14 protein-coding genes are annotated in these 14,534 nt (G+C 67.1%); 4 read left to right on the forward strand and 10 right to left on the reverse strand.

Annotated features, from left to right (window positions below; all coding sequences use genetic code 11):
* On the reverse strand, window positions 1-208 hold a 208-nt coding region (locus AC2VOG_RS04100; protein ID WP_486938639.1), incomplete at its 3' end, for a hypothetical protein.
* Window positions 209-505: 297 nt separating this feature from the next.
* On the opposite strand from AC2VOG_RS04100, the gene AC2VOG_RS04105 reads away from it, so the two are divergent.
* Window positions 506-1,588, forward strand: a complete 1,083-nt coding sequence (locus tag AC2VOG_RS04105) for a hypothetical protein (RefSeq protein WP_486938640.1) — start codon at window positions 506-508, stop codon at window positions 1,586-1,588.
* 129 nt (window positions 1,589-1,717) lie between these two features.
* Here AC2VOG_RS04105 and nei2 read toward each other — a convergent pair whose 3' ends face one another.
* Genes nei2 through AC2VOG_RS04120 form a run of 3 tightly spaced genes read right to left on the reverse strand, consistent with a single transcriptional unit; the run spans window position 1,718 to window position 7,736 of the window.
* Window positions 1,718-2,473 (reverse strand): endonuclease VIII Nei2, encoded by a 756-nt coding sequence (gene nei2, locus AC2VOG_RS04110; protein WP_486938641.1) that lies wholly within the window; start codon window positions 2,471-2,473, stop codon window positions 1,718-1,720.
* Between the two features lie 3 nt (window positions 2,474-2,476).
* On the reverse strand, window positions 2,477-7,033 hold the full coding sequence (locus AC2VOG_RS04115) for an ATP-dependent helicase (RefSeq protein WP_486938643.1): 4,557 nt from the start codon (window positions 7,031-7,033) through the stop codon (window positions 2,477-2,479).
* Between the two features lie 46 nt (window positions 7,034-7,079).
* A complete protein-coding gene (locus AC2VOG_RS04120; protein ID WP_486938644.1) occupies window positions 7,080-7,736 on the reverse strand; it encodes a TetR/AcrR family transcriptional regulator in 657 nt (218 codons plus the stop codon).
* Between the two features lie 321 nt (window positions 7,737-8,057).
* Here AC2VOG_RS04120 and AC2VOG_RS04125 point away from each other — a divergent pair, with 321 nt between their 5' ends.
* The 3 genes from AC2VOG_RS04125 to AC2VOG_RS04135 all read left to right on the forward strand — a co-directional run bounded on the left by AC2VOG_RS04125 (window position 8,058) and on the right by AC2VOG_RS04135 (window position 9,862).
* Entirely contained in the window at window positions 8,058-8,435 is a 378-nt protein-coding gene (locus tag AC2VOG_RS04125) for a hypothetical protein (protein WP_486938645.1), read from the forward strand.
* Window positions 8,436-8,654: 219 nt separating this feature from the next.
* Complete coding sequence (locus tag AC2VOG_RS04130) at window positions 8,655-9,074, forward strand: ATP-binding protein (protein ID WP_486938646.1); 420 nt, start codon at window positions 8,655-8,657, stop codon at window positions 9,072-9,074.
* The gene (locus AC2VOG_RS04135) at window positions 9,071-9,862 is read left to right on the forward strand and encodes an RNA polymerase sigma factor SigF (protein WP_486938647.1); all 792 of its coding nucleotides are present in this window, start codon (window positions 9,071-9,073) and stop codon (window positions 9,860-9,862) included. The genes AC2VOG_RS04130 and AC2VOG_RS04135 overlap by 4 nt, the downstream gene beginning before the upstream one ends.
* On the opposite strand, the gene AC2VOG_RS04140 is transcribed toward AC2VOG_RS04135, so the two are convergent.
* From AC2VOG_RS04140 to AC2VOG_RS04165, 6 genes are all read right to left on the reverse strand, one after another.
* Complete coding sequence (locus tag AC2VOG_RS04140) at window positions 9,842-10,285, reverse strand: STAS domain-containing protein (RefSeq protein ID WP_486938648.1); 444 nt, start codon at window positions 10,283-10,285, stop codon at window positions 9,842-9,844. The genes AC2VOG_RS04135 and AC2VOG_RS04140 overlap by 21 nt on opposite strands.
* Window positions 10,286-10,512: 227 nt before the next feature.
* Window positions 10,513-10,848, reverse strand: coding sequence for a hypothetical protein (locus AC2VOG_RS04145; RefSeq protein WP_486938649.1), 336 nt, complete (start codon window positions 10,846-10,848; stop codon window positions 10,513-10,515).
* Between the two features lie 2 nt (window positions 10,849-10,850).
* Window positions 10,851-12,647 carry an acetyl/propionyl/methylcrotonyl-CoA carboxylase subunit alpha gene (locus AC2VOG_RS04150; RefSeq protein WP_486938650.1) on the reverse strand — a complete coding sequence of 599 codons (1,797 nt, stop codon included), beginning with the start codon at window positions 12,645-12,647 and terminating at the stop codon, window positions 10,851-10,853.
* 103 nt (window positions 12,648-12,750) lie between these two features.
* Window positions 12,751-13,176: a SufE family protein gene (locus tag AC2VOG_RS04155; RefSeq protein WP_486938651.1), complete on the reverse strand. Its 426-nt coding sequence runs from the start codon at window positions 13,174-13,176 to the stop codon at window positions 12,751-12,753.
* Window positions 13,173-14,066 (reverse strand): sulfurtransferase, encoded by an 894-nt coding sequence (locus tag AC2VOG_RS04160; protein WP_486938652.1) that lies wholly within the window; start codon window positions 14,064-14,066, stop codon window positions 13,173-13,175. The genes AC2VOG_RS04155 and AC2VOG_RS04160 overlap by 4 nt, the downstream gene beginning before the upstream one ends.
* 57 nt (window positions 14,067-14,123) lie before the next feature.
* On the reverse strand, window positions 14,124-14,534 hold a 411-nt coding region (locus AC2VOG_RS04165), incomplete at its 5' end, for a Maf family protein (RefSeq protein ID WP_486938653.1).

Consider the following 14,534-nt stretch of genomic DNA (forward strand, 5'->3'; position numbering starts at 1 on the left):
CCAGGCTCGACGCGGTTGCGCTTGTCTTTTTTGGGTCGGCCGCGGTTGCGCGTGGTACTGCCATGTCCGCAACGGCGGCGCACAGTGTCGCCCACGCACGCGCGGTCAAGGTGCCGGCCCCGATGGAGCGGATGGAACCCAGATTGCTGATGCGGTTCTCCAGTGTTAGCACGCTTGTGTCCTCCGGTAACTCGGCGACGTCGTTCACTGTCGCAACGCCGTTGGTGCATTTTCTGGACTGATACGACTACCTGCGGTGTCGGTGATCGGGGTCACAGAGTAGTCATCAATGACCAACCTCCAGCCCGCGCTGCCTATTCCCACGGTACGTGCCGATTACACTTCCCGCCCGCTTCGCTGCTTGCCGTGCCGCGCGTCTGAACCTGGCCTGCGCGACACACAGTCCGGATTCATGGACGATTTACTTGACATCCAGTCAACAAAAGCTTAACTTCACTGAGATTTTCTCAGCCTGTTCACAGTCGGCATGCGGAAGGGCATAAATATGTCGAGCACATCAGTAGGGCGTCATCGTCGCGATCGCGAGGTATCCGCGGAACCGCGGGTCCTGCGGCAGCAGGGGGCGGCAACCAGGGTCGGGGTGGTCGCGGCCGGCGCCGTGGTAGCGGGAACCGCGCTGGTAGGGGCCCAGTTCGCCGGGCTGAACCCGGCGCAGGTTTTGGGGCCGCAGCACCGAGAGGTCGCGCTGACGACCGGCACCGCGCCGACCTTCGACGAAAGTCTGGCGACCCTACTCAATAACCTGGGGATCGGCAACGAGACGGTGCCCAGCCTCATCGGCAACACAACGACAGTGGGCAGCCTGTTGAGCTCCAGCGGATTGGATGTCTCCTCGCCGCTGAGCACGCTGCTGGCCGACCTGAATCCGAGCAATGTGACCTTGGACGCTGCTACCGGTGGCCTGCTCACCGAAACGGTGAGCACCCTGCTGGGCGGTTCGTACGTCGACGGCTCCCCGCTGGGCGGACTTACCATCGACGCGTTGGCGACGGACTTGCTGGGGGCCAACCCCGAGACCACCACGATCTACCAACTGCTCAACACCGTTGGCCTGGGCAGCTACGCCGGGTTGATCGACCTGTGCACCGCCACCAACCTCCTCGGCGTCTGTACCGGCACATCGATCACCGACAACAGCGACGTGAGCGCGCTGCTCCAGTACCTCGTCGGCAGCAACCCCGCCACCGAGACGGTCAGCGGCTATCTGAGCAGTACCGACCTCTCCGGCACCTCCACCTCGATCGCCAACACGGAGCTGGGCACCCTGCTGGGACTCACGTCGACCCAAATCAGCGAACCCTGGAACCAGTTCCTGGACAACATCACGATCAGTGCGCCGCTGGCTACGCCCGAGACGCTGGGCAATGAGACGCTGGGCACGCTGCTCACCAGCCTGGTGTCCACACCCAACTTGGGTGACCTGGGCACCGGTAATGCCGTGACGGACTCCACGACGTTGGCGAGCTTCCTCACCGCGCTGGACCCGGCCCTGGGAACAGAGACCGTCGACCAGTTACTCGGGCTGACGTCGACCGCGTCTGCTGAGGCCGTCGCGTCGGCGTTCTAGGAACGGCCGCTCAGAAACCCCGCACGGTCGATCCGATCGACCGTGCGGGGTTTCGGCGGTGAACTGCCCGAACTGCTTTGCCGCAGACCTCATGCGCGGAGGCGAAGGTGGCGGACTGCGCGGAGGCGTTCAGCGTTGGCAGGCAGGGCACCAGTAGGCAACCCGCTCGCCGCTGCTGTCCTGCCGGACGGGCGTGCCGCAGCGCCGGCAGCCCTGCCCGGCCCTCCCGTACACCCATAACTGCCGGCCTGCCCGGGTGTCGCCGGTGATGCAGCGATTACGCCGAAAACGGTTGGCCCACAACATCTCGCGGGCACGAGATACCAGCCGGTGCGGGTCGGTGATCGCGCTGACCGGTGCGGTGGGCAGATGGCCGCTGACGAAACACAATTCGTTGCAGTACACGTTGCCGATCCCGGCCAGCACCCGCTGATCCAGCAACGCCTCGGCGATCGGCCGATCGGCGCGCGCGGTGAGGTTGGCGGCGGCGACCCGTGCGTCCCAGTCGTCGCCCAACAGGTCAGGCCCCAAGTGGTCGACCGCGTCGAAATCGCGTGCACGGTCCAGGATCTCCAGCACGCCCAGGTCGATACCCAGCGCGCGGACATCGTCGGTCTCCACGATGATCCTGACCCGGTGATCGGCGCGCGCTGTCAATGACGTCACCCGCCAGGCGCCGTCCATCTTCAGATGTGAGTGAATGCTGGCCGGTCCGACCCGAATGAACAGGTGCTTGCCGCGACTGCGTACCTCATCGACCACGTGACCGCTCAGGTCGACGGTCGCATACTGCGGCACCCGCACGTCGCAGCGAGTCAGCGTGTGGCCGAGAAGTGCCTTCCGCAGGGTGTCTGCGGTGCGAAAGACGGTGTCACCCTCTGGCATAGGTCATCGCAGTCGCAGTCCGCGCGGCGTGCGGGCGAAGCCGGCGTCGACCAAGGCATTCGCTACCGACGCCGCCACCTCTGGCGCCAGCACTGAGGTGCCATTGATGCGCTCGATCAGGATCGAGTTGACCCGTCTGGCCACCACCAGATCGGCGAGTGCGACCGCTGCGGCGTGGTTGGCTCCGGCGCTGCCGTCGGCGAAGCTCAGCAACGATCGCCCGCCGCGCTCGAGGAACCACACCAGTTCGCCGTCGACCAGCACGACGAGCGCACCGGCTTTGCGGCCGGGCCGGGCGGCGCCGTCGTCCGTCGAGCGCGCCGGCCAGGGCAGCGCGGCGCCATAGGGGTTGGCCGGGTCGGCGGCGGCCAGCACCACCGGGAGGTATTCCGGTCGTTCGGGATCGACGCCGTCGAGGTAACTGCGGAGCCGGTCGACGGTGGATGCCACCGCGAACTGGGCGCCGCCGAGCGATTCCACGAAGTAGCCGCGCTGGCATCGGCCGGCGTCCTCGAATGCGGTCAGCACCTTGTAGAGCATGGCAAAGCCGCCGGGCAGTCGTTCGGCGGCGACCGCGCCCTTGGTCAGCACCCCGTGGCGGTTCAACAGCAGCTCTGCCAGGTGGTGGCTGCGGGCGGTGGAATCCGGCTCGGGTGCCGGCAGCGCCGACCAGCGGCCGGCCACGGCCGGATCGGTGGCCCGCGCCTGCGGGTTCGCCAGGCTATAGCGACTCAACCGCGGCGTGCGCATCCCGCGGCCCGTGCGGTGCGCGGGCGCCGAACGTTTACGCCCCGGTGTCCCGGACAGCAGCGCGCGCACCGGCGCGAACGTGTCGCCACTGACCAAGCCGGCCCAAATCAGCTCCCACAGTGCGGTTTTGAGCTCAGCCTCGCCGATACCCTCTTGCGCCAGCTGCCGGAAGAAGAACGCCCCGCCGCCGGCCAACACGTCCAGGATCGCGCGATGGGTCGCGGTGAACTCGATCCCCGATTCGGCGGTCAGCGTCAGCGGCGCGGTGTCGGCAGCGTGAAAAGCGACCCAGCCGTCGCTGCCGGAGATCGATCCGGCACCCGACCACAACACTTCTCCGGACGCCAGCAGCTCGTCGAGCAAGGCGGGGGAATAGTCGCGAACCCGCGGCGCCAGCACCAGCGGTTCGATCGCCGACGCCGGCAGCGTCACCCCGGCGAGTTGGTCGATGACCGCGACCAGCCCGTCCAGGCCGGAATTGGGTGGCGCGCCGGGGCCGACGCCGTGCCAGGCAGGGAGGAACCTGGCGTAGGCCCGGGTGCTGACCGGCTCCACCTGCGCTCGCAGCGCCGCCAGCGATCTTCGCCGCAGAATCCGCAGTACCTCGGCGTCGCACCACTCATCGCCGATCCCCGATCCTGGTGTTCCAGCAGTGGAGAACTCACCGCGGACCAGCTTCCCGTCGGCGGCCAGGCGGCCCAGCACATCGGCCGCCACGCGCAGCCCCAACCCGAACCGGGCGGCGACATCGGCGGTGGTGAACGGCGCATGGGTGCGCGCATAGCGGCTCAGCAGTTCTGCGAGCGGGTCGGCGACCGCCTCGGTGAAGCTGGCCGGCACGCCGACCGGAACCGCCACCCCGACCCCGTCGCGCAATCGGCCGATGTCCTCGATCGCCACCCACCAGCCGGCGCCGGCGAACGACACCGGCAGCGCCCGCTTGGCGGCGTACAGCGCTTCCAGCCAGCCGCCGACATCGGCCCCGCCGGCGCGGGCCGCCACCTCGTCGGAGGTCAACGGGCCGAGTAGCCGCAGCAGGTCGGCCACCGCTTCGGCGTCGCGGGCAGCCCGCTCCGGCGACAGGTGCTGTAGCTGGCGTCCCGTAGCCGCCACCACCTCGGGGTCGAGCAACTCGCGCAGCTCGACCCGGCCCAGCAGTTCGGCCAGCAGCGTCGGGTCCAGCGACAGCGCCGCCGCGCGCCGCTCGGCCAGCGGGCTATCGCCCTCGTAGATGAAGGCTCCGACGTAGCCGAACAGCAACGAGGCGGCGAACGGCGACGGCGTCGCGGTCTCGGTCAGCACGACGCGGACTTTGCGGGTGGCGATGTCGGACATCAACCCGGCCAGCGTCGGCACGTCGTACACGTCCTGCAGGCACTCTCGGACGGTCTCCAGCACGATCGGGAAGTCCGGATATTTACGGGCCACGTCGAGCAACTGCGCGGCGCGCTGACGCTGATGCCACAGCGGGGATCGTTTGCCCGGGTGCCGTCGGGGCAGCAGCAGAGCCCGGGCCGCGCACTCGCGGAATCGGGCGGCGAACAGCGCCGAACCGCCCACCTCGGCGGTGACGATCGGATCGATTTCGTCGGCGTCGAAGACGAACAGATCGGCCCCCGGGGGTGCTTCTACCCCCGATTCGGAGATGGTGTCGGGCAGCCGCACCACGATGCCGTCGTCGGAAGCCGTGGGCTTCTCGTCAATGCCGTAGCGCTCGCGCAGCCGTCGGCTCACCGCCAAGGCGAGCGGGCCGTGTACCCGTAATCCATAGGGGGAGTGCAGGATCACCCGCCAGTCACCCAGCTCGTCGCGGAACCGTTCGACCAGTAGCGTGGTGTCGGTGGGCACCACGGTGGTGGCGGTGCGCTGGTCGTCGAGCAGGCGCCACAGGTTCTCGGTGGCGTTAGGATTGAATCCAAGCCCGGCGCAACGGCTTTCGAAGGAACCCCGATCCAGGGCGGCCAGTTCGCCGGTGAACGCGCCAATCGCGCGGCCGAGTTCGGCGGGCCGCCCGGAATTATCGCCGCGCCAAAACGGTAGCCGGGCCGGCTCGCCCGGAGCCGGAACCACCAGCACCCGGTCGTGGGTGATCTCGGTGATCCGCCAACTGGTGGCGCCCAATGCGATGACATCACCGGGCCGCGATTCGTAGACCATCTCCTCGTCGAGTTCACCTACCCGAGAGGGGTTTTCAGATTCGGTGGCCAGGTAGACGGTGAACAGGCCGCGGTCCGGGATGGCGCCGCCGGACGTCACCGCGAGCCGCTGCGCGCCCGGCCGCGCGGTCACCGTGCCATTGTCGCGGTCGTAGACCAGACGCGGCCGCAGTTCGGCGAACTCGGTCGACGGGTATTTGCCGGACAGCAGATCCAATGTCGCTTCGAAGGCGCTGCGCGGCAGCGTCGCAAATGGCGCGCTGCGCCGGACGGTGTCGAACCAGCGGTCGACGTCCAACGGGTCCAACGCCGACGCGGCCACGGTGTGCTGAGCCAGGATGTCGAGCGGGTTGGCGGGCACCCGCAGGGTCTCGATCTGGCCACTCAGCATGCGCTGCACGGTGACCGCGCAGCCGATCAAATCGGTGCGGTGCTTGGGAATCAGCACCCCCTGTGAGATCTCGCCGACCTGGTGTCCGGCGCGGCCGATGCGCTGCAGGCCGCTGGCTACCGACGGCGGAGCTTCGACTTGAATGACGAGATCGACGGCGCCCATGTCGATGCCCAATTCCAGGCTCGATGTCGCCACTACCGCCTTGAGCCGGCCGGATTTGAGATCCTCTTCGACGATGGCGCGCTGTTCCTTGCTGACCGAGCCGTGGTGAGCGCGGGCGAGTAACGTCGATGAGTCGTCGCCGGCAACTTTCGGGTTGGCCTCCGGCGACCGGGCGGGGCCGGTCCGTTCGGCGTGAATCTCGTTGAGCCGCGCGGTCAGTCGCTCGGCCAGCCGTCGCGAGTTCGCGAACACTATCGTCGAATTGTGGGCCTCGACCAGGTCCACCAGTTGCGCCTCGACGTCCGGCCAGATGCTGCGGGTACCTTCCGCCTGCGGGGAAGTGCTCGCCAGGTTGGCCATGTCGGGGACGGGGACCTGCACCGACAATTCGAACGTCTTGGCCGCCGGCGGCGCGACGATGGTGGTCGGGGACGACCCCGACAGGAAGCGGGCCACCTCCTCGGGTGGCCGCACGGTCGCCGACAAGCCGATCCGCTGCGCCGGCCGGGGCGCCATGTCGTCCAACCGCTCCAGCGACAAGGCCAGGTGTGCACCGCGTTTGGTGCCGGCGATCGCGTGCACTTCGTCGACGATCACGGTCTGCACACCGGCCAGGGTTTGGCGGGCCGCCGACGTCAGCATCAGGAATAGCGACTCGGGTGTGGTGATCAACACCTCGGGTGGATTGCTGATCAGCTGCCGACGCTGGGCCGGTGGCGTGTCGCCGGATCGCACGCCGATGGTGATCTCCGGGGTGGCCAGCGCCCGCTGGGCGGCGACCCGGGCCATCCCGGCCAGCGGTGTTCTCAGGTTGCGCTCGACGTCGACGGCCAGCGCCTTGAGCGGTGAAATGTAGAGCACCCGGGTGCCGGGCTCGCGTTCGCTGCGCGGTACGCCGGCCAGCGTGTCGATCGCCCACAGGAAGGCAGCCAGCGTCTTACCCGACCCCGTCGGGGCGATGACCAGCGTGTTGTGCCCGTCGGCGATCGCCGACCAGGCGTCGGCCTGTGCAGGCGTCGGCGCAGCGAAGGTACCGGTGAACCAGTCCCGGGTGACGGCGCTAAACCGCGCGAGCGCTTGGTCGGGTAGAGCGGTCACCCAGACATCATGACAACGGGATCCGACAGAAATCCGTTCGCGCAGGTCAGCGCTGGTCGGGCGCGACCGCTTTGGCCAACGTCTCGGGAATGTTCTTCACCCGGATGATCGCGTCGAGCAGCGAGTGCGCGCAGGATTGGCTGAGTTGGAGCGCGTCGGTCTCCGGATGGATGATGCGCTGCCGGCACACCTCGAAGGTCAGCGCCAGCCAAGAGTGAATGACGATTTGCAGGTCGCGCTCGACGTCAGGCTCGAACGGGCTGCCGGACCCGTCGACCTCGACGATGCGGCTCATGATGTGTTCCATCTGCCGGTCTTTGGCTTCGTCGTCGATGCCGAGCAATACCGGGTCGGAACGGCCGAGTCCGACATATGCCGCCCAGGCCGCGTGCGGGTGCTCCTGGTGGTAACGCATGTAGGCCAGTACTCCGTCACGCACCTCCTCGAAAAGGTTCTGGCCAGGGGTCGGCAGCATATTGGTGGTTTCGAACAGCTGATCGGCCTGCCCCTTGACGACGGCGGCGAAGAATGCCCGCTTGTCCGGGAAGTAGTGATACATCAACGCCCTCGACACACCGGCACGCTCGGCGATCTCGTCGATGCGGACCTCGTCGTAGGGTCGCTGGCCGAAAACCTCCGCGCCCAAAGCGAGCAGTTCAGCGCGGCGGTCTTCCGGTGAGAGCCGGCGCCTTGGCGTTCGCATACAGCAGACTTTACTTGCCGATTCATCCTGCAGGCCCGCAACGCTCAGGAACCCTGCAAACTTGTCGTTTGCTGGGTGTCTCGGGTGCCCGCGTTGAATACAGTGCTGGCGCAACCTTGTAGTCGGCCGTCTACCGACGTGTTCGAGAACTCAGCGAATGTTCGAGCGGTGCGGCTCGTCGCCGCCGAGCTTCTCGTTTCCAGCGGTCTCAGCGCGTGCGTTCGGCGCATCGTGACCGGCTGACCTGGTTTATCACCAGCGCTGCATTGGGTATCTATGTATTGCGCAGCTGGGCGCCTGACAGCGACACAAGGATTTCCGATGCAGACTCAACGCCGCCGTGGCGATCGCCTCGGCCAGTTCGACAGCGAAGTGCACCACGCGGTGCGGTATGCGGCGTTGGCCGCTGCGGCAGGCATCGGATATCTGATCGTTGCCGCGCTGTGGGACAGCACTTGCACGGGCGCGATGGCTGTCGACACCGTGGCGTGCGGCCCTCCTCAATTGACGATCTTGGCGTTCGGTGGGCCGTTGATCTTGTTCGCGGCGGGGGTGTGGGCGTTCGTTCGCACCTACCGGGTCTGGCGTGACGAGGGAAGGTGGTGGGCCTGGCAGGGAGCGGGATGGCTACTGATGATCCTGATGGTCGTCACGCTGGCCCTGGGCCTCCCTATCGCGGGACCGGTGCTCGCCGGATAGACCGGCGCCGAGCGAGATCGCAATTCCGGTTGCGGGGTCGGGTTTGACCAGTCGACTTTGGTGGGTATCTACAATGGGCCGGTCGCCCGATCGTGGGGAATCGGACACTGCCTTGACACAGATGCCCATAGCGATCAACACGAGGATCACCAGGCCGCGATCATGACAAACCAGCTCGGGCGCGAGGGTACTGTCGGTCCAACAATTCTGGGAGGCTCGATGACCGCTGCTGCGAAGCCGGCGAAAGATCAGCAACGAGGTGATCGCGCCATCGAATTGCGGGTGGCAGCGGCGCTGGAGAACCTGTCCCTCTTACGAACGTTGGTCGGAGCGGTCGGCACCTTCGAGGATCTGGACTTCGACGCGGTCGCCGACCTGCGACTTGCCGTCGACGAAGTGTGTACGCGATTGATTCGCTCGGCCGTGCCCGGTGCCACCCTTGAGTTGGTGATAGACCCGCACGACAGGGAATTGCGGATCGAGGCCTCGACCACATGCACCACCGGCGACGTGGTGACACCGGGCAGCTTCAGTTGGCACGTCCTGACGTCGCTGGCCGACGACGTGCAGACCTATCAGAGCGGCACCGGCGCCGTCGGGATCGCACTGACCACCCGACGGGCGGACTCTCCCAGGTGACAGCGCGAGCTGTCGGCGGTTCGTCCCCATCCCGTTCCAACGAATACGCCGATGTTCCCGACATGTTCCGTGAGCTGGCGACGCTTGACGCCGACTCATCGGACTTTGGGCGCCATCGCGACAAAATCGTGGAGCGCTGCCTGCCGCTGGCCGATCACATCGCGCGCCGGTTCGAGGGGCGCGGCGAAGCGCGCGACGATCTGGTTCAGGTGGCCCGCGTAGGGCTGGTCAACGCGGTGGCCCGCTACGACGTCGAAACTGGCTCTGATTTCGTCTCCTTCGCAGTGCCCACGATCATGGGCGAAGTCCGACGGCACTTTCGCGACAACAGCTGGTCGGTCAAGGTTCCGCGGCGGCTGAAGGAACTGCACCTGCAGCTCGGCGCGGCGACCGCGGAGCTGTCGCAGCGGCTGGGCCGCGCGCCGACCGCCTCGGAGTTGGCGCACGAACTCGAGATGGACCGGGCCGAAGTGGTCGAGGGCCTGGTGGCCGGCAGCTCTTACAACACGTTGTCCATCGACAGCGGCGGCAGCGGCGGCGACGAGGAAGTCCGGGCCATCGTCGACACGCTCGGCGATGTGGACACCGGTCTCGAGCGCATCGAAAACCGCGAGGCACTGCGGCCGCTGCTCGAGGGGCTCCCCGAGCGCGAGCGAACCGTGTTGGTGCTCAGGTTTTTCGAGTCCATGACGCAGACGCAGATTGCCGAGCGGGTCGGGATCTCCCAGATGCACGTCTCGCGGTTGCTGGCGAAATCGCTATCGCGACTACGGGACGAGCTGGAATAGCCGGCGCTGGCCCGGGTCTTCGTCCAACATCGCGTGTACTGAGTCGAGCAACGGCAGCGCGCGGTCGGGGTCGCAGATTCGAAGCAGCCGGGACACCGCGCTGCTCGGCACCACGGCCCAGCGTAGCTGGGCTGCCGCGCACCTGACGTTGATCAGATGCAGGGCTGAAAAACCCGCTGTGCCAAAGAATTCCAGTCCGCTCAGGTCTACCACCAGCGGAGCGGAGTCGGTCATGCAGAGATCGAAATAGTCGGCGAATTCGGTGGCATTGGAGGCGTCGAGTTCACCGACGGCGCTGACAACGGTCCGGTCGGTGCCTCGTGTCGCGCTGAAACGCGCGGAGCGGTACTCCCAGGCGGGCGGTAAGGCCGGCGTGCCGGTTACGTCAAGTGGTGCAGTGGGCTTTGGTAATGCAGCAGACATGGTGTGACTCCATCAGTCGACTAGGCGTTCTGTGGATCACGTCAAGCGGATTTGGTGCCGCGCGCGAGGAGAAGCTCAGGAGTTCGAGCGTCCCCTTGCGTCAATTAACGCTGTTCTATGCGGCTGGTAACTCAACCTTGTTACGACACTACTCCGGCCGTTCGGTGCCGACAACGTGGCAGAGTCTTTCTCAGAATGCCTGGCCAGCGCCGTGCGGAAGCTCTCCGTCAGCTCGAATTATGCTCTGGCGCAATGACTGCGGCGGCAAATCGCCGAACGGATGCGGCTGCTGCGCCGGCCGCGTCGTCATGCCCGGCGCGCGCCCGGCTGACGATGTCTCCGGACAGCGGATCGAGTGTCACCTCGGCCAGCAGCTCACCTGTCGTGGGTTCGCAGACCGCCCAGGAGTACCGCGAGTCCGCCGACCACTCGGCGGCACTGCGCACGACATGGGCCGGGTCGCTCACGCCGAGCTCGGCCAGCGCGGGACGATCGTCGATGCGGTCGTCGGCGCGGAGGCCGCGCAGATACCACCGCCCGGCGTTGATCTCGACCGGATCCAACGCTATTTGATCTCGGCCAGCACCGTGCCCTGGGTGATGGCGGCACCGGGCTCGACGGCCAGCCCGGTGATGACGCCGTCCTTGTGCGCGGTAACCGGGTTCTCCATCTTCATCGCCTCCAGGACGACCACCAGATCGCCGGTCGAAACCTGTTGTCCCTCTTCGACGGCGACCTTCACTACGGTGCCCTGCATGGGAGCGGTCACCGCGTCGCCGGACGCCGCAGCGCCGCCGGCCGCACCGCGCTTGCGCGCCTTGGGCTTCTTGCGGATGACGCCGGCGTCCGCGGCCCCACCGCCATTGGACAGCGCCAGATCACCGGGCAGCGACACCTCCAGGCGTCGTCCGCCGACCTCGACGACGACCGTCTGCCGCGGCAGCGCATCATCCTCGTCGATTCCTGCGCCCCCGGTGAAGGGTTCGATGGTGTTGTCCCACTCGGTTTCGATCCAGCGGGTGTGCACGGTGAAGCCGTTCTCGTCGCCGATGAACGCCGGGTCCGCCACCACGGCCCGGTGGAACGGGATGACCGTGGCCAAGCCTTCGACGTGGAATTCGTCCAGCGCGCGACGGGAGCGTGCCAGCGCCTCCTCACGGGTCGCCCCGTACACGATCAGCTTGGCCAGCATCGAGTCGAACTGGCCACCGATCACCGAGCCCGCCTCGACGCCGGAGTCCAGCCGCACACCGGGTCCGCTGGGGGTGTCGTAGCGGGTGACCGGGCCGGGCGCCGGCAGAAAGCCGCGACCGGCGTCTTCGCCGTTGATCCGAAACTCGATGGCGTGCCCGCGCGGCGTCGGATCCTCGGTGATGTCCAGCGCCTCGCCATTGGCGATCTTGAACTGCTGCAGCACCAGGTCGATGCCGGCGGTCTCCTCGGTCACCGGGTGCTCGACCTGTAGACGGGTGTTGACCTCGAGGAACGAGATCAGCCCGTCCTGTCCGACCAGGTACTCCACCGTCCCGGCGCCGTAGTAGCCGGCTTCCTTGCAGATCCGCTTGGCCGACTCGTGGATCTCCTTGCGCTGCGCGTCGGTGAGGAACGGCGCCGGCGCCTCTTCGACCAGCTTCTGAAAGCGGCGCTGCAGCGAGCAGTCGCGGGTGCCGGCGACGATCACGTTGCCGTGCGTGTCGGCGATCACCTGCGCCTCGACGTGGCGGGGCTTGTCCAGGTAGCGCTCGACGAAGCACTCACCGCGGCCGAACGCCGCGACCGCCTCGCGGGTCGCCGACTCGAACAGCTCGGGGATCTCCTCGATGGTGCGGGCCACCTTCATGCCGCGACCACCGCCGCCGAAGGCCGCCTTGATCGCGACCGGGACGCCGTATTCCTTGGCGAACGCCACCACCTCGTCGGCGTTCTTGACCGGGTCCGGGGTACCGGGCACCAGCGGCGCCTGCGCGCGGGCGGCGATGTGTCGCGCGGTGACCTTGTCACCGAGGTCGCGGATCGACTGCGGGCTGGGCCCGATCCAGATCAGGCCGGCGTCGAGCACGGCCTGGGCGAAGTCGGCGTTCTCCGACAAGAAGCCGTAGCCGGGGTGAATCGCGTTGGCGCCGGACTTCTCGGCTGCCTCCAGGAGCTTGCCGAAGTCGAGATAGGACTCCGCCGAGGTCTGACCACCCAGCGCGAACGCCTCGTCGGCCAGCTTCACGTGTGGGGCGTCGGCGTCGGGCTCGGCGTATACCGCCACGCTGGGCAGTCCCGCGTCCTTGGCTGCGCGGATCACCCGCACCGCGATCTCGCCGCGGTTGGCGACAAGAACTTTCGAGATCGTCGAGCTGGCATGACTGGGCACTGCGCCTCCTGATGAGCACGTCTTCGTGTTGTCTAAGAGAAATTCTTACAAGTCGGTCCCGGGGAAGTTTAAGCGGCGCGCCGTAAGCGACAAGACCCGGTGTCTACTTCTCTGCCGCTTCATGCAGTCGGCGCTTGATTCGGGCCAGCATCCCCGACATCCCGCGCAGGCGAAGTGGGCTGATCAACTCGGCCAGGCCAAGATCGGTGTAGAAGTCCGCTGGGACTGCCAGGATGTCCGCGGCGGACTGCTTGTCGAGCCCGGCGGCCAGAATCGACGCAAAGCCGCGCGTGGTGGGAGCCTCAACGGGCGCGCTGAAGTACAGCCGAACCCGGCCCGGATCGTCGGCGTCGACGCGTAAAAACAGCGGCGATTGGCACTCGGTCACCGACTCCATCGCCGCTTCCTCGAGATCGGCGGGTAGCGCCGGCAACTCGTCGGCGAACTCCAGCAGCAGCTTGAGCTTGTCTTGGCCTTGGACTTCGGCGAATTCGGAAACCACCTCGGCCAGTGGCGTGGGCATGGTCATCGGACTGGCACCGGGCCGGGGTGCTCGCCGGCGACGATCGGCACGCGCACAGCGTTACCCCATTCGGTCCACGAGCCGTCGTAGTTGCGGACGTCCGGGATTCCCAGCAGGTAGGTCAGGACGAACCAGGTATGGCTGGATCGCTCGCCGATGCGGCAGTAAACGATCGTCTTGTCGTCCGGCTCAAGAAAATCGTAGAGCCGTTCCAATTCGTCGCGGCTGCGGAAGCGGCCGCTGTCGTCGGCAGCCTGGCCCCACGGGATCGACCGCGCCGAGGGGATGTGACCCGCGCGCAACGCTCCCTCCTCGGGGTAATCCGGCATGTGGGTGCGCTTGCCGGTGTATTCGTCCGGGGAGCGCACGTCGATCAGCGGCCCGGTGCCCAGAGTGGCCAGCACGTCGTCCTTGAACGCGCGGATCGGGGCGTCGTTGCGTTGCACGACGGGGTAGCCCGACGACGGTCGGTTCGGAACGTCCAGCGTGGTGTCGCGCCCGTCGCGGATCCACAGGTCGCGGCCGCCGTTGAGCAGCCGGACGTCTGGGTGGCCGAACAGGGTGAAGACCCACAGTGCGTATGCGGCCCACCAGTTGCTCTTGTCGCCGTAGATCACCACGGTGTCGTCGCGCGAAATGCCTTTGCGCTCCATCAATTCCGCGAACTGCTTGCCATCGATGTAGTCGCGCACCCGCGGGTCGTTGAGGTCGGTGTGCCAGTCGATCTTGACCGCGCCGGGGATGTGGCCGACGTCGTAGAGCAGCACGTCCTCATCGGACTCGACGATGGCGAGTCCGGGCCGACCCAGGTTGCCGGCCAGCCAGTCGGCGGTTACCAGCCGTTCCGGGTGCGCGTAGGTGCTCAGCGCGGGGTTGGGGTCAGCTGGTAGCGGCACACCGCGAGCCTACCTGCTGGTTAGCCCCGGGCGGCGCGACATTGAAATGGCGACAACTCACGACGCGACGGGGTTGGCCGCCCACAGGTCGGCGATCGACACGCCGACCCGCGCCAGCAGCGCCCGGGTGTGCGGCAGGCTCAGTCCGATGACGTTGGACGGGTCGCCATCTATTCCGTCGACAAACCAGCCGCCCAGCCCGTCGAGGGTGAAAGCCCCTGCTACGTCTAATGATTCGCCGCTGGCCAGGTAGGCGTCCAGGTCTGCGGGCGTGGGTGAGGCGAAATGCACTGTTGTGAAGAAAGATTCGGATGCTTGTGTGACCAGGCCGTCGATCAGTCGCACCACGCAGTGCCCGGTGTGCAGCTGACCTGACCGGCCGCCCATTGACTGCCACTCGCGTTTGGCCGCATCGACGGACGCAGGTTTGCCGACCAGTCGACCGTCGAGGTAGAGCATCGAATCACA

It is taken from the genome of Mycobacterium sp. TH-M11, from assembly GCF_057473725.1.